Origin of the sequence: Bacillus sanguinis (genome assembly GCF_018332475.1) — a bacterium.
GTDB lineage: Bacteria > Bacillota > Bacilli > Bacillales > Bacillaceae_G > Bacillus_A > Bacillus_A sanguinis.
The window spans coordinates 1-19,654 of sequence record NZ_BOQB01000037.1 but is presented as its reverse complement, the minus strand read 5'-3'; the positions used below and the strand labels follow the sequence as shown (position 1 = coordinate 19,654).

General features: G+C 32.0%; 25 protein-coding genes. 22 read left to right on the top strand and 3 right to left on the bottom strand.

The window, feature by feature from the left end; all coding sequences use genetic code 11:
* Positions 1–28: 28 nt before the first annotated feature.
* The 8 genes from KI369_RS05720 to KI369_RS05685 all read left to right on the top strand — a co-directional run bounded on the left by KI369_RS05720 (position 29) and on the right by KI369_RS05685 (position 6,311).
* Positions 29–721 carry an HAD family hydrolase gene (locus tag KI369_RS05720; protein ID WP_212955340.1) on the top strand — a complete coding sequence of 231 codons (693 nt, stop codon included), beginning with the start codon at positions 29–31 and terminating at the stop codon, positions 719–721.
* A 156-nt stretch (positions 722–877) separates the two neighbouring features.
* Positions 878–1,243 (top strand): DUF4180 domain-containing protein, encoded by a 366-nt coding sequence (locus tag KI369_RS05715; RefSeq protein ID WP_212955339.1) that lies wholly within the window; start codon positions 878–880, stop codon positions 1,241–1,243.
* 111 nt (positions 1,244–1,354) lie between these two features.
* Positions 1,355–1,858 (top strand): MepB family protein, encoded by a 504-nt coding sequence (locus KI369_RS05710; protein ID WP_212955338.1) that lies wholly within the window; start codon positions 1,355–1,357, stop codon positions 1,856–1,858.
* Positions 1,859–1,997: 139 nt separating this feature from the next.
* The gene (locus KI369_RS05705; protein WP_212955337.1) at positions 1,998–2,765 is read left to right on the top strand and encodes an arylamine N-acetyltransferase family protein; all 768 of its coding nucleotides are present in this window, start codon (positions 1,998–2,000) and stop codon (positions 2,763–2,765) included.
* A gap of 153 nt (positions 2,766–2,918) precedes the next feature.
* Positions 2,919–3,572, top strand: coding sequence for a YdeI/OmpD-associated family protein (locus KI369_RS05700; RefSeq protein WP_212955336.1), 654 nt, complete (start codon positions 2,919–2,921; stop codon positions 3,570–3,572).
* A gap of 123 nt (positions 3,573–3,695) precedes the next feature.
* A complete protein-coding gene (locus KI369_RS05695) occupies positions 3,696–4,811 on the top strand; it encodes an NAD(P)/FAD-dependent oxidoreductase (protein ID WP_212955335.1) in 1,116 nt (371 codons plus the stop codon).
* Between the two features lie 472 nt (positions 4,812–5,283).
* Entirely contained in the window at positions 5,284–5,949 is a 666-nt protein-coding gene (locus tag KI369_RS05690) for a DNA alkylation repair protein (protein WP_212955334.1), read from the top strand.
* Between the two features lie 173 nt (positions 5,950–6,122).
* Positions 6,123–6,311, top strand: a complete 189-nt coding sequence (locus KI369_RS05685) for a hypothetical protein (protein WP_212955333.1) — start codon at positions 6,123–6,125, stop codon at positions 6,309–6,311.
* 261 nt (positions 6,312–6,572) lie between these two features.
* Here the strand turns inward: KI369_RS05685 and KI369_RS05680 are convergent, their stop codons facing one another.
* Entirely contained in the window at positions 6,573–6,830 is a 258-nt protein-coding gene (locus tag KI369_RS05680; protein WP_212955332.1) for a hypothetical protein, read from the bottom strand.
* Between the two features lie 202 nt (positions 6,831–7,032).
* Between KI369_RS05680 and KI369_RS05675 the strand changes: the two genes are divergently transcribed.
* The 4 genes from KI369_RS05675 (at position 7,033) to KI369_RS05660 (ending at position 10,197) form a co-directional block, all read left to right on the top strand.
* On the top strand, positions 7,033–8,463 hold the full coding sequence (locus KI369_RS05675; protein ID WP_212955331.1) for a PQQ-dependent sugar dehydrogenase: 1,431 nt from the start codon (positions 7,033–7,035) through the stop codon (positions 8,461–8,463).
* A 101-nt stretch (positions 8,464–8,564) separates the two neighbouring features.
* Positions 8,565–9,137, top strand: coding sequence for a YybS family protein (locus KI369_RS05670; protein WP_212955330.1), 573 nt, complete (start codon positions 8,565–8,567; stop codon positions 9,135–9,137).
* 38 nt (positions 9,138–9,175) lie between these two features.
* Entirely contained in the window at positions 9,176–9,739 is a 564-nt protein-coding gene (locus KI369_RS05665; RefSeq protein WP_212955329.1) for a GNAT family N-acetyltransferase, read from the top strand.
* 77 nt (positions 9,740–9,816) lie between these two features.
* Positions 9,817–10,197, top strand: coding sequence for a nucleotide excision repair endonuclease (locus KI369_RS05660; protein WP_001048941.1), 381 nt, complete (start codon positions 9,817–9,819; stop codon positions 10,195–10,197).
* Positions 10,198–10,250: 53 nt separating this feature from the next.
* On the opposite strand, the gene KI369_RS05655 is transcribed toward KI369_RS05660, so the two are convergent.
* Positions 10,251–10,457 (bottom strand): hypothetical protein, encoded by a 207-nt coding sequence (locus KI369_RS05655; RefSeq protein ID WP_212955328.1) that lies wholly within the window; start codon positions 10,455–10,457, stop codon positions 10,251–10,253.
* Between the two features lie 132 nt (positions 10,458–10,589).
* Between KI369_RS05655 and KI369_RS05650 the strand changes: the two genes are divergently transcribed.
* The 5 genes from KI369_RS05650 to KI369_RS05630 all read left to right on the top strand — a co-directional run bounded on the left by KI369_RS05650 (position 10,590) and on the right by KI369_RS05630 (position 14,378).
* Positions 10,590–11,369 (top strand): undecaprenyl-diphosphate phosphatase, encoded by a 780-nt coding sequence (locus tag KI369_RS05650; protein WP_212955327.1) that lies wholly within the window; start codon positions 10,590–10,592, stop codon positions 11,367–11,369.
* Positions 11,370–11,451: 82 nt separating this feature from the next.
* The gene (locus KI369_RS05645) at positions 11,452–12,774 is read left to right on the top strand and encodes an FAD-dependent oxidoreductase (protein WP_212955326.1); all 1,323 of its coding nucleotides are present in this window, start codon (positions 11,452–11,454) and stop codon (positions 12,772–12,774) included.
* A gap of 63 nt (positions 12,775–12,837) precedes the next feature.
* Positions 12,838–13,365 (top strand): GNAT family N-acetyltransferase, encoded by a 528-nt coding sequence (locus KI369_RS05640; RefSeq protein ID WP_212955325.1) that lies wholly within the window; start codon positions 12,838–12,840, stop codon positions 13,363–13,365.
* Positions 13,366–13,381: 16 nt separating this feature from the next.
* Positions 13,382–13,903: a YfiT family bacillithiol transferase gene (locus KI369_RS05635; RefSeq protein ID WP_212955324.1), complete on the top strand. Its 522-nt coding sequence runs from the start codon at positions 13,382–13,384 to the stop codon at positions 13,901–13,903.
* A 1-nt stretch (position 13,904) separates the two neighbouring features.
* Entirely contained in the window at positions 13,905–14,378 is a 474-nt protein-coding gene (locus KI369_RS05630) for a GNAT family N-acetyltransferase (RefSeq protein WP_212955323.1), read from the top strand.
* A 118-nt stretch (positions 14,379–14,496) separates the two neighbouring features.
* Here the strand turns inward: KI369_RS05630 and KI369_RS05625 are convergent, their stop codons facing one another.
* Positions 14,497–14,874, bottom strand: coding sequence for a PH domain-containing protein (locus tag KI369_RS05625; protein WP_000522465.1), 378 nt, complete (start codon positions 14,872–14,874; stop codon positions 14,497–14,499).
* Positions 14,875–15,053: 179 nt separating this feature from the next.
* Between KI369_RS05625 and KI369_RS05620 the strand changes: the two genes are divergently transcribed.
* From KI369_RS05620 to KI369_RS05600, 5 genes are all read left to right on the top strand, one after another.
* Positions 15,054–15,905 (top strand): patatin-like phospholipase family protein, encoded by an 852-nt coding sequence (locus KI369_RS05620; RefSeq protein WP_212955322.1) that lies wholly within the window; start codon positions 15,054–15,056, stop codon positions 15,903–15,905.
* Between the two features lie 12 nt (positions 15,906–15,917).
* Positions 15,918–16,289 (top strand): YxiJ-like family protein, encoded by a 372-nt coding sequence (locus KI369_RS05615; protein WP_000765923.1) that lies wholly within the window; start codon positions 15,918–15,920, stop codon positions 16,287–16,289.
* A 259-nt stretch (positions 16,290–16,548) separates the two neighbouring features.
* Positions 16,549–16,914 carry a hypothetical protein gene (locus KI369_RS05610; protein ID WP_000432681.1) on the top strand — a complete coding sequence of 122 codons (366 nt, stop codon included), beginning with the start codon at positions 16,549–16,551 and terminating at the stop codon, positions 16,912–16,914.
* Positions 16,915–17,002: 88 nt separating this feature from the next.
* Positions 17,003–18,646, top strand: coding sequence for a DnaJ family domain-containing protein (locus KI369_RS05605; protein ID WP_212955321.1), 1,644 nt, complete (start codon positions 17,003–17,005; stop codon positions 18,644–18,646).
* Positions 18,647–18,724: 78 nt separating this feature from the next.
* Positions 18,725–19,540 (top strand): YwqG family protein, encoded by an 816-nt coding sequence (locus tag KI369_RS05600; RefSeq protein ID WP_212955320.1) that lies wholly within the window; start codon positions 18,725–18,727, stop codon positions 19,538–19,540.
* Positions 19,541–19,654: the final 114 nt, after the last annotated feature.

The window sequence follows — 19,654 nt, the reverse complement described above, 5'->3', positions numbered from 1 at the left end:
AAATATAGAAAGGTTGTGAATTTATTTGATGAGTTATAAAGCTATGCTGTTTGATTTAGATGATACGTTACTTAATAGGGATATGGCAGTAGATAAATTGTTTTTATTTGTTTTAGAAAATTGTTATGAGGGTGTTAGTGATACAGTTAAAAACAATATGCTACGGAAATTCAAAGAATATGATAAAAGGGCATACGGCATGAGTGATAAAACAATAGTTTTAGAATCATTGTTTGATGAATTCCCGCCGAAGTATAGGTTGCAACGCAATTATATCCAAGATTTTTGGAATAATAATTTCCCTAAATGTTTTTCAATAGACAAAAATACTATTCATTTCTTAAATCATATAAAGAAGCACTTTGAAGTTGGAATTATAACAAATGGCTCAACTCAAAGGCAAAAGGCTAAAATAATTAACACGAATTTAAACAATTACTTTGATACGATCATTATTTCTGAAGAAGTGGGATTTAGTAAACCTGATAAACGTATATTCGAACTAGCATTAAATAAGCTAAATTTACAGCCGGAAAATACTTTATTTGTTGGGGATGACTTAGAAAAGGATATTGCTGGTCCTCAAAATGTAAATATAAAAGGTGTGTGGTTTAACCCTCAGAAAATCAAGAATACTACCAAAATACAACCATATGCCGAGATTAACACTTTGGATAGCTTGTTAAGTTATGTTACGCCACAATATTTTTTTAACAAGTAAAATTAATTTCATTGACCGTATTAGTGATAAAAAATAGATATTTACAATAAAAAATAGAGGCGATTTTAATAGCTGCGGATAATTTAATCTATGATTAATACGAGGTTTTGTAAAATAATTTTATTCATACTGTGTAAATTATAAAGGGGTGAGACTATGGAAATAAAGAAAGTAGTAATCGATGGAATCAATATTGCGGTCATTAGAAATGATAAGGTATTAATATCCGATGTTCAATCTGCATTAGATACTATGGCAACTGTTCAATATGAGGTAGATGCGAAGCATATTATTATCCATAAATCTTTAATAAGTGAAGATTTCTTTGATCTAAAAACACGTCTTGCGGGCGATATCCTTCAAAAGTTTATAAACTACAAGGTGAAATTTGCTATTGTTGGAGATTTCTCTATGTATACTAGTAAAAGCTTAAAGGATTTTATTTATGAATGTAATAAAGGTAAAGATATTTTTTACTTAGCAACTGAACAACAAGCAATTGAAAAACTAAGTACATTATAGTAATAACAATACCCCAGTAAAATCCCCCTTTTTTTCACATCGTTTATTATTTATAACATATAAGAACTGACGTTTGTGATAAACTAAGAAATGAATAAAGGGGGAGTTTTCTTGAACAGTTATAATGATACGATACAAAACTTAAACAATATAATTTACAAACCTAACAATTTACTGATTGCGAATGTAAAAGAAGAAAAGCAAAACGCAGAATATGTAGGATATTTATTTCACTTAAATAACAAAACCATTCGTTTTAGAAAATCCAAAATTACTCCTAATAAAATTGGTCAATTTGTTTCTTTTTGGGAGAAAGATGACAATATGCAAAATCAAGCGTTTTCTTATGACGCTGCTCCTGACTTATTAGTTATCACTTGTATAGATGATAATAAACTAGGGCAATTTATCTTCCCTAAAGAGATTCTTCTTAAGGAAAAAATCTTGAGAACACAAAAGCAAAAAGGCAAGATGGCTATGAGGATTTATCCGATCTGGGATACCCCTGTTAGCAACCAAGCTAAAAAGAGCCAAATGTGGCAGCTTCAGTATTTTGTTGATTTAAGCGATCATAATAATTTACCTATAGACAAACTATTAAATTTGTATTCGTAGCTTCTTATCTTAAGTAATCTTGTTGGTTAGACTTTTTGTACCGGTACAGTTAAACGAAATGTACATTGTTTCAGTACCCCCATCAAATTTACAATCAGCATATACTATATTAACTTATACATTTTAAGGGGTGCTGACTATGACAAGTCTACAACATAAGCTGTTTACAAGATTGAACCTTGCAAACCGTACCGAAGTAAAGTTTGAAGAATTAAATACAATTCTCTTTACATTTGCACACACTATACCATTTGAGAATTTAGATGTTATAGCACGTAAGACGAATACAATTACTATGGAAAATTTACAGAATAAAATTTTAAATGGATCCCGCGGCGGACTTTGTTATGAATTAAATACGTTTTTTTATTACTTTTTAAAAGATTGTGGTTATGATGTACAACTCGCATTAGGTACCGTATATAAAAATGATATAAACGCATGGGCACTTGAGGATGGGCATATAACAATTATTTTAAATCATGATAACGTACGATACGTAATTGATGTAGGTATTGCTTCTTTAGTACCTCTAGTCCCTGTACCTTTTACTGGTGAGTCTGTTTCCTCGAAAAACGGTACGTATCGAGTGAGACAAAAAGATACGAGTAAAGGGAATTACGTTCTAGAAAGAAAAGATACGAACGGTGAGTGGAAAGTTTGTCATGCTTTTTATAATCGTATGATTGATGAGGTAGTAGTGAATGATGTTCAAAAAAGAGTAGTAGAAGATGAGAAATCTATTTTCAATAAAGGACCCATCGCAGTCAAATTGACGGACTCTGGCCATGTCTCTTTAACAAATACTAGTTTAATTGAAATGATTCATGGTGAAAAAGCGAAACGTGAAATTACAGAAGATCAATATAAAGAGCTTTTATATACTTTATTTGCTATTGAGTTGTGATGAAACAAATAGCCGGTTCTTATGCAGAATCGGTTATTTTATTTATTTTGATTTAAAACAATTATTAAAGTTTGATTTTCTTAATAGATATAATACACTAGAACAGTATGTAAAAGTATAAACAATGAATTTTGAATGTAAAGGAAGATTTTTATGTCAATTATTGATAAATTAAAACTTAATAAGTATACAAATATGGTCGTAATTAATGAACCTAGTGATTATGACATTTTTACAGGGGAAGAAACTGCATTTTCCAAAGGTCACGATGCCATTTTTATTTTTGTAGAAACACTTGATGAAATGGTGAAACAAACGAATTATATTATTAGTAATGAAGAATTATTAATTGAAAAAGGATACATATTCTTCGCATATCCGAAAAAAGGTAATGCTCGCTACAGTACTTTTATTCATCGTGATGAGATGTTTCCAGCATTAAACGTTGGAGAAGATGGATATGTGGGAGAAAGCGATATTAAATTTGCGCGAATGGTAAGTATGGACGATGTCTTTACTGTTGTAGGTTTAAAGCGTGAAAAGAAAAAAGAGAAGAAAACGCCTGCAATGAGCCAATGTGTAGCTGATTATGCAGATCGAATTCAAGATGTTGAAGCTTTATTAGCTAATCATCCAAATGAACTTAAGTTTTATCAAAGTTTAACACCTGGATATCAAAAAGATTGGGCACGTAATTTATTTTCTGTAAAACAAGAAAAAACACGTGAAAAACGTTTTGAAAAAATGATTGAGGTTCTATCACAAGGCTATAAAACAATTGATTTATTCCGCAAAAATAAAAAATAAGATTAGGAAAGTCACAATGATGCAACAATTAATTACGATGAGTACATTGAAAAAAGTATTCCTTCCATTATACTAAAGAATGTTCTTATATATATAATTAGTAAAAGAGAAAAGGTGTTTGAAATGAAATCTTATATTGTAGTTGGAGCTGGAATTTTAGGAGCGTCTACTGCTTACCATCTTGCTAAGGCTGGCGCGAACGTTACTATCGTGGATCGTCAACAAGTAGGACAAGCAACGGATGCAGCGGCTGGTATTGTATGTCCATGGCTTTCACAGCGTCGTAATAAAGCATGGTATAAAATCGTTAAAGGCGGTGCGCGTTACTATTCTTCTTTAATACAGCAATTAGAAGAAGACGGTGAAACGGATACAGGATACAAACGTGTAGGTGCAATTAGTTTACATACTGATGAGAAAAAACTAGATAAAATGGAAGAGCGCGCTTATAAACGACGTGAAGATGCACCAGAGATTGGTGAAATCACTCGCTTATCAGCTGAAGAAACGAAAAAATTATTCCCAGCATTATCAGAAGAATATAGCTCTGTTCATATTAGTGGCGCTGCACGAGTAAATGGAAGATCATTACGTAACGCATTAATAAGTGCTGCGAAAAAACATGGCGCAACTTTTATAAAAGGCGATGCAGTATTAATCCGTGAAGGTAATCATATTACGGGAGTTAAAGTAAACGATGAAACAATTGTAGCAGAGAAGGTTATTGTAACTGCAGGCGCATGGGCGAACGAAATCTTGAACCCATTAGGAATTAATTTCTTAGTTACGTTCCAAAAAGGGCAAATTGTACATTTGCAAATTGAAAATACAGCAACAGAAAATATGCCAGTTGTTATGCCGCCAAATGATCAATACATTTTAACATTTGACAATGGCCATGTAGTAATTGGTGCAACACATGAGAATGATACTGGTTTTGATCACCGTGTAACGGCTGGTGGTTTACATGAAGTTTTCCATAAAGCATTAACAGTTGTACCTGGATTAGAAAATGCTACCATGCTTGAAGCGAGAGTCGGATTTAGACCATTTACGCCAGGATTCTTACCTGTAATTGGCCCGCTTCCTAACTTCGAGGGTATTCTCGTTGCAAACGGATTAGGTGCTTCAGGTTTAACGGCTGGTCCATATTTAGGATCAGAATTAGCTAAACTAGCACTTGGTCAAGCAATTGAATTAGATTTAAACGATTATGACGTTGCTGGTGCAATTGAATAACAAAAAAAGATTAGGATTCGCTCCTAATCTTTTTTATTTGGAGTAGCACGACATATTCATCAAGCTAATATTTTTAATTACTACCATTAAAAATATGCATCGTTGACTAGAGATAAGATGGTTATGTTAATTGAAGACAATTGATTTAAATCGCGAAATTTATATAAAAAAGATAAAATGGAAGAGTGTTTGAAATATTTAGTTGAAAAAGCGGGCGAGATATGATGAGTATAATTGGGGTACAGCTGAGATACGTGTAAAAATAGGTCATAGACTTATATTTATTTCCATGTATAAAATCAGCTTTTTCTTAATTGTTAGGGGTTACCATACATAGCAATCAAGTTAAGGAGACGAATTTCCCTCAAAATGAGAAAACGTTCGCAATAAGACTTATAATGAAATTAAGTTCATAATATATCCCGTCGAGGATATATTATGAAACAGTGCTTAAATAAAGGAGTTGTATAAAATGAATGAAAAAGATACAGAAATAAAACGCTCTTCAAAAGCAGAAAACATTCTATCTCAGATTAATAGTAAAACAAAGCTAGGCGACTTACGAAAAATCGCGAAGGACATTAAAAAAGATCACGAACTAGCTATGGAACTTTGGTCAACCGAAGAGTTTTTGCCCAGGCTATTAGCAATCTTAATTATGGACAAAAAACTTCTTTCACAAGATGTGCTAAATAAGCTTGATAAGGATATGCAGACTCACACTTTTGATGAGCGAAATAACTTAATGGATTGGTTAATGGCTAATCAGCTCACCAAAGACAAGAAGAAAATTGCATTGATGGAGTCATGGGAAAATAGTCCTTCTGCTCTTCAAAGGCGAGCTTTTTGGTATTATCAAGGGCGATTGAGATGGACTGGACAAACACCGCCTGATAACACCGCAGACTTGCTATCTGCATTAGAAGCTAATATTACGCAGGAAGAACCGGAAGTTCAATGGGCTATGAACTTCACCGCAGGCTGGATAGGCGTTTATGATGAAAAGAATCGTGCACGTTGTATTAAACTTGGTGAGAAAACAGGTCTTTACAAAGATGTAATAGTAGCGAAAGGATGTACTCCCAGCTATTTGCCGGAGTTCATTACGATTGAAGTTAACAAACGACATAATGATTAGGTTACCTTTGAATAATTTATTAAGGTGTAATGCAAAAAAAGGAATTTAATGACTCAATAATTATATTATTTCTATAATACTATGCATCTCAATAATGTATAGTATTATAAAAATAAGTAATATAAATAGAGATTGAATGACACATATTAATCATTAAGAAAGGGACGATCACAATGACGAAAGTATCTTATAGTGGTTTAAAATATGGGAAAAGTGATGAGAAGATAAAATTATTGGTGGATATACAAAATGATTGGTTTGAGGTAACACATACTAAGGAAGTGTCTCAAGTAATGAATAAATCAACAGGTAAATATATTATAGTAAATCGAAATACCTTGAAATGTGAGTTTGTTTCATAATACAAAAAAACTGTGAAACAACTAAATTTTAAACAACTGACTAATAAGGGGGATAAAAATAAAAAATTTATAGTTAGTTATTTAGTATGACTCATATTTTTTCTATACTTACACCTAATTGGGAAATAGAAAAATTAAAAACCTTGCTGCATATAAAGTGTAGCAAGGTTTTTGAAGTTGTTTAATTCTTGTTTCACTTACAGCTTGGTTAGCTAATACTGTAATTTTTCTCCGAAATGCTGGCGATACGTCTATTTATATTTAATTACTATATGAAGTGGGGGTTCTTTTGAATAAAAACACCACTGATAAAATAAAGATTACAGCCTTTAAACTTCCCCAATATGGATAAACAGTATGATCTGTTAAACTAGCATATTGAAAGATATTCTCTAAACCGAAAATCCCTATCATGACCGCTAAAAGGAATGTAACTGATCCATAAATTCCATTACGATAGAGGGTGAATAAGTATATTGCACATATAAGTGGTATGACGATTTGTAGTAAGATTGCCATGGATTGTCCCCCTAATATATATTTTATACTTATATTATATCAAAAAATGGAATAAAAAGGAATACGAGTTAATTGAAGCTAAATAAGAAACAGAATTGTACGAACAACGATATTACAACTTCACGTCTATAGTTTTGATACTAATTGAACTACTCTAATCATATTCTTCTATTAAAAAGAATAAAAAGGGGTGTACAGTTAATTGACAAAAGTTAAGGTTCGTTTACGACCCATCGTTCATAACATAAATTTACCAACTGTAATAAAAACAGCAATACTTCCAGGTGAATCGATCGAAAGACTATTTATCGCAACACAATTAGGGGAGATTTTCTACATAGGAGACGGAGCTATAAAAACATTTTTAAATATTCGTCAACGGATTATTAAATTAGGTACATCTGAAGAAGGTGTTTCTAGTAGTGGTTATGATGAACGCGGATTGCTTGGGCTAGCGTTTCATCCACAATTTAATCATAATGGCTTATTTTATCTTCATTATTCAGTAGCCGGGACTCAAGGACCAGGAGCGCTTTCAGAACAATTTAAACCGAATCCGTGTGACCAGAAAACTTTAAACTTAAAGTGGACAAATAGAGATGCTCAATATGATCATATTGATACAATTGAAGAATGGATTTTACAATCAAATGGTAAGCCTCAAAAAAGGAGAACTTTACTTAATATAAGAAGGCCATTTTTTAATCATAACGGCGTAAATAGCTTAAACTTTTCACCTGAGACTGGAAAACTTGTTTTTACAAATGGAGATGGTGGTTCTGGCTATGATCCCTTTAATTTAAGCCAGGATGATTTAGAAATAGCCGGTAAAATAATTGAAACCGATGTAAGTAAAGATACATTCATAACCAATCCGCCAGTAGTTACACGCTTTAATGAACTTCCTTTATCTATACAAGAAACACTTACAGTAATTGCAAAAGGCATTCGTAATATAACAGGTATTTCATTTCAAAGGTTTTATAATCAATATATTAAATATGTCGGAAATGTCGGGCAGGATATAGTAGAGTCTATTTTTTCATTTGTTCAATATAAATCAATACCTGTTACCGAACTTGTTCAAACCCATTTAATGAGAGGTATTCTAGATCAATATGGATTTATTAATTTTGGTTGGAGAGGATGGGAAGGAGAATTACCTACTTCATTTATAAGGCACTGTTCTGAGAACCCTACTTTAGATGAGAGGATAATGGCTTTTTATGATGAAACAATAGTAACATCGGTAAATCGTATTCAACCTCTAATTAGTTATTATCATAAAGATTCCAGACCAGATAAATTTGACGGAACTTCACTTACTGGCGTTCAACCGTATATGGGAACTGCAATTCCTAGTTTAACGGGTAGTATCGTGTTTACTGATCTTGCTAAAAAAGAAAAATCGCAGTCTTCAGTAAAAGGTGCGTTAGCTTATTCTAGAGCTGGTACGCATGGTAAACATACTGACTTTCATGTTATTGAAACTGATTATAATTTCGGTGAGCAGGCAGCTTATTATATGAGTTTAGGAACAAATTTAGATCAAACTAGATTATATTTAGGAGTTTACGGTTCTATGAAAGTAACTGATTTAAACAAAGGTACTATTTTTGAAGTCATCCCTTAATATGATACACACTCTCAGATTTAGAAGAGGATAATAAATAAACAATAAGTGTATGAATAAAAATAGAAAGTGATAAATTAGATATCTTTAGGGGGATTTTGATGAATCACTTTAGAAACTATTGGTATCAACCGATGATCGCGCATGATACGAATTTTGTTCACAAAAGAAAGATGACGCCAGCAAAGAGGTTAGTCATTACAGCATTACTCGGTTCACTTGCTGCTATTTTTCAAGCTGCCGGAAACTTAATTCCTGGTATCGGGTTATTTATTAGTCCATTTGCGACGCTGCCGATTTTTCTAGCTATTTGTTATTCTATTCGTGAGGGAATACTCTCTTATATTTTAACTATTTTCCTACTATTTATTATTGAGCCAAGTGAACTGATTGTCTTTCCCTTTACTACGGGTTTATTAGGTATAACATTAGGAGTATCCTTTATACAATTCAAGAAGAGGATTTGGATTGTTTCCTTTTCGGCGATATGTTTACTTATAGGAATTATGGTCGTTCTGGATATTTTTCACTTTCCTGTATTAGGTCCTACTGTTCATACAACTTTGGATATAAAAATTATTTTAACAATATATATACTGAGCTTTCTATACTGTTGGATTTATGCAGGCCTTTGTAGAATAATGTTGAATAGAGTATATAAAATATGGTCTTAACAATTTCTCATATATTTTAAAGATTGGAGATTCAAGTCGTGTATAACGTTAAAATTAGAAGACCAAATTCGGATGATGTAGATGAGCTAAATATGTTTTTTCGTCATGTTATTACTCATACATTTAAAAATGAAGGTTTATCACGATTATTGGATGACATAGAAAATGAAATATATACGAAAAAGCAGTATTTGAAAAATGATTTAGAGAGTAATGGAAAAAGTCGTTACTTTTTATTAGCAATTGATATAATTAGCGATAAAATCATTGGAACAATTGAAATCGGTCCTGTGAGTACTTTAATCCATAGTTGTACAGGTGGTGTACTTAAAGATTTATATGAAATAGGAACCGTATTTGTACTACCTGAATATCAACGAAAGGGCATAGGTAATGTATTACTAAATGCTATGTATATTACGTTACTTAGCAAGGGAATAACAGAATACTGTTTAGATAGTGGATACAAAAAAGCACAAAGTATATGGACGAAGAAGTTTGGAGAGCCTAGTTATGTATTGAAGGATTATTGGGGAGAATCAAGTGATCATATGATTTGGAAGAAGAGTTTACATGATACACCTTTAATATTTGAATTATAAAATGAAATATGCCTCTGAACGTAGCTTTTCTTACATATGTATGCTATTATTTATCTTTATAATAAAAGAGGACGTGAATGAACTTGATTAAAATTAATATTCCTGAAGCTGATGTTTCAATTACTGAACGTAAACAAGTTATTAAAGGAGACGAGCCAATAATCACTCCAATTAATGGTTTTATCGATTTCCACTTGTTCCCTAGAGATAAAGGCGGCATTTTTATGTTTTACAATATTAATGACGAACTTCTTTTCGTAGGTAAAGCTCGTAAAATTAGACAACGTATTAAGAAGCATTTCGAAGACAATGTTTCACCAATTAAAAATCACCGTGATGAAGTATACCGCATCGATGCATGTATCGTAGAAGATCCAACAGAAAGAGAAATTTACGAAACTTACATTATTAATGAATATAAAGCAAAATATAACGTTGATAAAGTGTTCTATAAATAATTAACAAAAAAACAATCCTAGCACATATACTAGGATTGTTTTTTTATTTAAATTTAGTCCTCATATTTTTCTCCTTTTTTTAAATGATTCGCAACAATAAAGCAGCATGCACCTATACATATAAGTACAAGTCCAACAGTTTTATGTTTTCCCTCAAAGAAAGGAATATCTGAAATAACATTTGTCATACACAATCCTAAAAACACAAGGATAGGTCCTACCCACAGTAATACATTGCCGAATTTCGTATGTTGCCACATAGTAACCCTCCTGATCCCTTTTTACATATATATCCATGAAATGAAAGTAAATTCAGAGAGAAATATAGTTTTTTTCATATCGAAAATTTAACCTTCATATATTGGTACAAGCAAATGAGAAAGGGGACCATCATGAATTGGTTAGAAGCTTTTATATTAGGGATCATACAAGGTTTAACAGAGTTTTTGCCGATAAGTAGTACAGGGCATCTTTATTTAGGAAGGCATTTGTTTCAATTAGATGAAGCAGGGTTGTTTTTAGATACAATGCTGCATATCGGGACTTTGCTTGCAGTGTTTATTTATTACAAAAAAGAATTTATATACTTAATTAAAAATCCATTTTCAAAACTAATGTTATTGCTTATTGTTGGGACGATACCTGCAGTTGTAGTCGGATTGTTATTTAAAGACTTCTTTGAAGATATTTCGAAAACAGGTATTACGATTGGTTGGGAGTTTTTAGTGACAGGGTTCTTTCTCTATATGGCAGATAAACAAAAGAATGGTCGTAAAAAAATGGATGATATAACATATAAAGACGCATTAATTATAGGTTCATTTCAAGCGGCTGCCATTTTCCCAGCAATTTCTCGTTCTGGTATGACGATCGTCGCTGCATTATGGAGAAAGTTAGACCGTGAAACTGCTGCTTACTTTTCTTTTTTATTATCAACGCCAGCCATTGTCGGAGCTATCATTTTGCAATTTGCAGATGTTTTTCAAGGGAAAGCAGAATCTATTTCAAGTACATCTTTAATTGTCGGAACGTTATCAGCAGCGTTCTTTGGTTACATAGCCGTTTCATGGATGATACAATATTTAAAAAATCATTCCTTAAAAGTATTCGCGTATTACGTATGGGGATTAGGTATTTTAATTTTAACGTTGCAATTTACTCATGTGTTTTAAGTATAATGATAAAGAAGTTAATTAGTTTAAGATCCTGTTTCATTCATACAAGGCAGGATCTCTTTTTATTAAGGGGGAAAATATGTTTAATAAGGCTATTGTGATTGGCGGAAGTATAGCAGGAAAACTCGCAGCAAAAGCATTATCAACTACTTTTAAAGAAGTAATCATTATTGAAGCCGGTGAAAGATGGGATGGAAAGTCTTCGAGAAAAAGAGTTCCACAAAGTAATCATCCTCATGTGTTATTAAAAGGCGGAGAAAACGCAATTGAGAAATTGTTTCCTAATATTACGAACGAATTAATAGAAGCAGGTAGTATCGTAAATAACTTTACCCGCGATTTAAAATGGCATCAATTTGGTTTATGGAAACAACCATTCATAGGAGAAGTACATATGATTCAACAAAGTAGGTTTTTGCTTGAATGGCATATCCAAAAACGAATACATCAAATTTCAAATATTACCAGTAAATTTGGAACAATGGTTGAAGGGTTATTAGTAGACGGAAAGCTTAACAAAGTATGTGGTGTGAAAGTTAAATGTGTAGAGACAGGCATAAAAGAAGAAATGCAAGCAGATATTGTTGTTGATGCAAGTGGATTTAGTTCAAAAAGCATAGCGTGGTTACGTGAACACAATATCGAAGTGCAAGAAGAGAAAGTGCGTATTGATTTATTTTATGCAACGAGAATGTTTAAACTTAAAGAAAATGAGGAATTAGACTGTTGTAATATGCTAATGTCTCCAAGTTTCCCTGACAATCCGTATGGTGTACTTATTCAAACGATTGAGGATAATCGTTATTTTGTTACTTTCAGCGGATATGCAAATGAGAAAGCACCGCAAATAGATGAGGAATTTTATAATTTTGCGGAAAACTTATCAATCTCTAATGTTACAGATTTTCTTAACAAGGCTGTGGCAATTTCAGATATCAAAACATATAAAATTCCTTATCAAGTACGTCGGAGGTTTGATCTCACCACAAATATGCCAGAAGGATTATTAGTCGTTGGAGATGCACATTGTCGTTTTGACCCTGTCTTCGGGCAAGGTGTTTCCGTTGCAGCTATGGAAGCTTACCAATTGCAGTTACTTTTACAAAGGAGACAAAAGCTCGATCAAGCATTTACACAGCAGTTTTATAAAGAGACCGCTCATATCATACAAACTCCTTGGGAAATGACAACAACGGAAATATCACGTCATCCTCAGCTAAAAAGAGAATTAACGATAAAGCAAAAAATCCAGCTATGGTATACGAAACAAATATATCAACTATCTGCAACTGATTCTGACGTTTATATTCGATTAGTAAGAGTGATGAATTTAATTCGTAGTCCATTTCATCTATTTCATCCAAAAGTGCTACTTGCTGTGTTACTGAAACGAAAGCAATAGCAGGAAATTAATCTATTTAAAAAGAATATATAACAGTTAGTAGATATAGAAGGAGTAAACGAGATGAAAATATACATAGAAAAATTAAAGAAACACGATGCTAAAGATTTATTTACGTTTGAACTGACGAATAAATCTTTTTTCGAAACAATGGTACCAAATCGTGGCTCGCAATATTTTGATTTTGAGTATTTTCAAAAACTACTAAACGATTTATTAATAGAACAGGCGGATGGAGATTCTTATTTTTATTTAATTCGGAATGAAGAAAAAGAAATCGTAGGACGAATAAATTTAGTAGATATAGATACAGAAAATCGAAGCAGCTCGTTAGGTTATCGAGTCGGAGAAAAGTTTACTAAAAAAGGAGTTGCAACAGCAGCTGTAAAATTAGTTTTAGACGTAGCGAAAAATAATGAAATCACTGAAGTATACGCTAAAACAACTACTAATAATCTCGCATCACAAGTTGTACTAGAAAAAAGCGGATTTTCTTCTTATCAAAACGAAGCAGATACAAATTCTGTAGAATTAAACGGGGAACATGTGAAGTTTGTACATTATATATGGAGAAATACTTCGTGCTTATAATAAGGGGGACTTATTCATGAATGATTTACGTTATCCAATTGGGCAATTTACATACAAACGTCCTATAACTGAAGAAATGATTGATACATGGATTCAAGAAATTGAAGATTTACCTAATGAACTAACGAAGGCTATCAAAGATTTAGATCAGAAGCAGTTAGATACACCGTACCGCGTTGGTGGATGGACAGTTCGTCAAGTAGTCCATCACGTTGTTGATAGCCACATGAATAGCTACATACGCTTTAAATTAGCGCTAACAGAAAAGAATCCAACGATTAAACCATATAAAGAAGAGAAGTGGGCGGAACTACCAGATTCTAAATTACCAGTAGATGTTTCATTAGTAATGTTAGATTCATTACATAAAAGATGGGTTAACCTTTTATATTCTCTAGAAATTGAAGATTTAGAAAAGACATTTAACCATCCAGATACAGGTGAAACAAAACTTGCTGTTGCAATAGGACTATACGCATGGCACGGACGTCATCATACAGCTCATATCACTTCATTAAGAAAACGACTAAATTGGTAACATGAAAATTATATTAGAGAAGGCAACAGAAAGTGATGCAGCAGTTTTATTTCAAATGCAAATAGACTCATTTAACCCTTTATTAAATAAATATAAAGACTATGAAACAAATCCAGCAAATGAATCTATTGAAAAAACGATTTTAAGAATAAATAATCCCAGCACTAACTATTATAAAATGATAATAGATTCAAACCTTGTTGGAGCGATATGCATTTCCAAAAAAGAAATACCATATAAATTTTGGATTAGTCCAATGTTCATTCATCCAAATTATCAAGGGAAAGGAATCGCTCAGAAGGTACTTATTTTAATTGAAGAGATGTTTCCAGAAGCACTGTGTTTTGAACTTGCTACGATTTTAGAAGAAGAAAGAAATTGTTTTCTATACGAAAAAATGGGGTATAAAAGAACAGAAGTAATAAAGAAATTAAATGATAAAACTACACTTATTTTTTACAAAAAAGAAAGGTAAAGCATTTGAAATACGCTTTACCTTTTTATGTTATTTAAGATTAAATATACAAAACAGATGCATATTCTTCCAAAATACTCGGGTTAGTAATTTTAAGAATGAATAAACATACAAAAAATTATTTTGTTGTATATGTTACTAACGCTTTTTGAATGCTTAAAACACTATCGTCACCTTTAAATTCTTTCGTAATTGGCGTACTCAAACTAGATACCCAAATTTTAAGCTCAGCATCTAAATCAAAATGCCCAGCTGTTTCAATGCTGAATTGTGTAATACTTTTATAAGGGATAGAATGGTATTCTGTTTTTTTACCTGATATCCCTTGTTTATCTACTAAAATAAGACGACGATTTGTGAATACGATTAAATCACGAATTAATTTATATGCATGTTCTACTTTCTCATCGTCTAGCATAATCTTCTCTAAATCACGTTCTACACTTTCTGTACTCGCATTTGATGCATTTCCTAAAATACCGCTAAATAAACCCATAGGAAATTCCTCCTCCATTATTTGTGGAATTTGTTACTTATATTGTACCATGCAACTCGGTGTGAAGTTATGATATTACATTAGTAGTTTCTGGCTATTGTTGTAATTCTTTTATATAACCTCATCTTAATATCTTGTGCTAATATGTAAGTAAGAAAAAAGAAGCAGAGGGATATAGCATGAAAAATATCGGTTTAGTATTAGAAGGCGGAGGAATGAAAGGTTTATATACGGCAGGCGTACTCGAATATTTTATGGAAAAGAACTTATTCTTTCCTTATGTAGTCGGCGTATCAGCTGGAGCCTGTATGGGAGCAACTTATTTATCACGTCAAAAAGGAAGAAATAAAAAAGTAAATACAGAGCTAGTAGCAGATCACCGTTATATATCTTATCGAAATTTAATTCGAAAACGTGAATTATTCGGAATGGATTTTCTATTTGATGAAGTACCTAATAAAATTGTACCATTTGATTTTCAAACTTTCTTAAACTCTCATGAACAATTTGTCATAGGAACAACTGATTGCGAATCAGGACAGGCTATTTATTATAATAAAACAGAACACGGAAATGATATTTTAAAAATCATTCGCGCCTCAAGCTCTGTACCGTTTATAGCACCTCCTGTAGAATACGCTAATCGTAAGTTGTTAGACGGGGGAATTATAGATCCTATTCCAGTTCTAAAAGCTCAAAATGATGGTTATGAAAAGAATGTCGTTATCATGACAAAACCAGAAGGATATGAGAAGCAACGTAATAAATTTTCAGGCCTAGCTAAAATTTTATATAGGAAATATCCGAATATCGCACAATCTTTAGTAGAACACTATCGTTTTTATAATGAGACGATATCTTATATGCATCAAATAAAACAAAAAGACAACTTTTATATTATTCAGCCTAGCGTACAGCTTCCAATAAGCGGAATAGAAAGAAGTAAAGAAAAGCTCGTTAATTTATATAATCTTGGTTATACAGATGCTCAATATCATTATGAAAACTTATTAAATTGGATAGAGAAATAAAGGGGTGGAAAGTTGAAGTTAGGAAAACAAATTATTTTTAAGGAATTGCAGAAAATGCATAGTCCACTGTATAAACCGTTTCCGAATTGTGACATTCGAAAAATACGAAAAGATTTTAATAATATGTTTACAGAAGATGATTGTATAAGCGCTGATTTAAATTATTATTGGATGCATACAGCAGGTACTTTAAGTTACGTACTTAATAACAATGAACAGGAGATTGTGTTCAATCAAATAAAATGGCTAAGGAAATCATTTTTTGAATGGTTTCCACAATATTGTTTTCTAGAAACAGAGATTATGAAGTATCCCATTTTGTATAGAGATTTCATGAATTATGAAAAGACCCGTAAGCTATTACTTTATTATCTTACTGAATAAAAATTAAAACGTACAAGTGATGCTGCTTGTACGTTTTTTGTTCATAAAATATACAATATTTACAACTTATCCATGTAGGTATTTTAACGAGAAAAAAGAAGTACATATAGAATAGGTGTGAGGGAGGAGAGAGAAGTTTGTTAGTTGTTTCCCTTTAAATTCATGTCCAACTCAAATATTTCGAATAAAATTCATTTCTTAATGGTATTATCAAATATCAAGAAAACTAATTTAGCAACAAAGAAGGGACAGGTTTAATATGGAAAACGTATCAAATGTAGATAAAGTAGAATCAATTAAATCTTTACAGTCAACAATCCGTAAACTTGAAAATGCACTATCTCAGATGACTCAAAAAGGCTCAAACACTACTTTAGTGAAAAAAAGACTCAAAGCAGCTAGTATCGGCTTAGCTATGTTAGAAAGTATTTGGAATCAAGAAACCCATCATTACACGCAAGAGGATTTAGCAGACGCTCGAAATGTTCTAATTGGTTTGCTTCCATCAATTGAAAAGATTTATGTTAAGTCAAAGCTCGGGAGTCCTCAAAGAACTCTTTTAGAAAGAAGAATAAAATCATTGGAACTTTCTATTCAAGCAATTGATCATTTTTCTAATCAATAACTTCTCTAAACACATAAATTACGACTACTTTTATATAGGGATTCTAATGAAAAAACTACATATAGAATACTACAAAGGAGGAAGAGAGGTGACTACAATAATCAGTCCTAAGTTAGAGAAGCTTAAAAATCACTTAAAGAATGAAAATGGAAATGAAAAAGCTCTTTATACTTTTTTGCATGAAATCAAGTCAAATCATACACCACTAATAGAACAATGTCCTATAGGTAATCAGTATAAACTTATAACGTATATATGGTTAGGGGACCGAGAAACTGAAAATGTTTATGTATTCGGTAGTTTTCCTGGTTGGGATCTGTCTGTAAATCAATTACAACGATTGTTACAGACAAATATTTGGTATGTTACGTTTAAGACGAATAAGAGGTTTATTTCAACTTATTATTTTACAGTAAATGATTTTTTCAAAAATGATTGGATAAAGCGTAGTGAACAGTACCGACTAGACCCATTCAATGAAAATGTATTTGGAGAAGGTGCCAATAAAGCGTCTGTGTTAAAAATAGATATGGACGTGCAGTATAGCAGTCGTTTTCCTTCAAATCATTATCCATCCGGAAAGATTGAAACATATTCTTTTTATAGTTCGATTTTAAATAACACACGTAAACTTCATATTTATACGCCTCATGATTATTCTCACACTTCACATCTTCAAGAACTTCTCATTGTATTTGATGGGAATTCATTCATTAATGACCTTTCAATCACAAAAACACTTAATTATTTAATTTACGAAAAAGAAATTCCATCGTGTATTGCTGTTGCTATAGATCCTGTTGATCGATTAGAAGAGCTAACTTATAACGATAAAATGAATACATTTTTAACGAAGGAATTACTTCCATGGATTCAAACTAAATATCATGTGTATCAAAAAGCAAAACATACAACAATTGCTGGTTTCAGCCTTGGTGGCTTAGCAGCTTTTTATGCAGCACTTCAAAATCCACATATTTTCGGAAATGTGTTGTCAATGTCTGGATCCGTACATTGGAAAAAGGATAATTATGAAAATACAATTCCTTGGATTGAAAATCAAATTTCATCAATAAATTCTAATGCGACTCATCTCAATTCTTACATAGCAGTAGGTGAACTTGAAAACGAACCTCTTTTAACGGCTAATAGAAGGCTATATAAAGCTTTAGAAGAAAAGAAATACCAAACCACTTATGAAGAGTTTCAAGGCGGACATGATAGCGTGTGGTGGCGAGAAAAGCTATTCAATGGATTAAGGGCATTAGAACTTACAAAAAAGACACTAAAAAATAAAAAGGAGAGAGAATCTATGAATCAAGAAGAACTAGATAAAAAACTAAAAAAGCAAGAGATTTTAGTAAAAGATGAGAAAGTTTGGTCCTATACGTATGAGGATCATATTAGTTCTATCGTTAAAGAGGCAGAAAAGAAAGGGGCTTTCGATCATTTACCTGGTAAAGGGAAACCTCTTAATCTTGATAAAGACCTTTCGTACAATCCTGAAAAGCAACTGTATAGAACTTTGAAAAATAATCATGTTTTACCTAGGTGGATTGAGCTTTCAAAGGAAATTGATGACTTAAAAGAAAAACTAAAAGAAAAACTAAAAGAAAATACAAATACTGCAGAAGCAGCGGATTTAATTCGAACTATTAATAAAAAAGTTTTAGAACATAACCTACTTTGTCCACCAAGTGCGCAAAAAACGAGGGTGAAAACGGACTTTTAACAATTTTTAATAAAGATATCTCTTGCTATATAATTAAGTAAGGCATTTTCAATTCATTATTAAAGGGAGGCAAATGTGATGAAAAATACGTATCAACTTCAAATTCCGAAAGAACTAGAGCAGTATCGTACTATTTTAGAAGAAAGTGTGAAACCGTATATAAACGTGTCTGGAACATTAGTAGAGACAACGCTTTTTGAGAGTAAGTTTGGTGGGTATCCGTATTTACCTATAGATCAAGAGCATCCTAAAGATTCAAATGGACAACCTATGATGTTACTTGCGCAGCTAAACTTTGAAGAAATGCCGCATGTTGAATATATGCCTCAAGAGGGAATGTTACAGTTTTTCGTAAGTGCTGATGATGAACTTTACGGTGCAGATTTTGATCATCCAACAACCCAAAAAGACTTTCGAATTATTTATCATTCTACAATTATAGAAGATTTAAATAAGGTTATTACTGATTTTAGTTATTTAAACGCTTTAGAATTAGAGGACTTTATCATACCTGAAGCAGCGAAATTGAAGTTTGAATTAGGTTATCAACCAGTAACACCAAGGGATTATCGATTCGAAAAGATGTTTAGTGAGGAAATTGATTGGGAAGAAATTATTGATGAAGAAAATAATACAGAATTAGGCGAACTGTATGATGACTTATGTAAAGATCAAGGGCATAAAATTGGTGGTTATCCATTTTTCACACAGACAGATCCAAGGGAATGGGAAGAAAAATACCAACAACATGATATATTATTACTGCAAATCGATACAGACGATTCATTAAATATTATGTGGGGAGATTCTGGTGTTGCTAATTTCTTTATAAAAAAAGAAGATTTGTTAAATCTAGATTTTTCCAATGTTATTTACAACTGGGATTGCTACTAAAAAGATATAAATGAAATACTAGCAAGCTAAAAAATCTTCCTGAAGGTGAGGGAGATTTTTTTATGTTAAAAATAAACGTTATGTTAACTAGAATAAAGATCGATGAGTGTAATG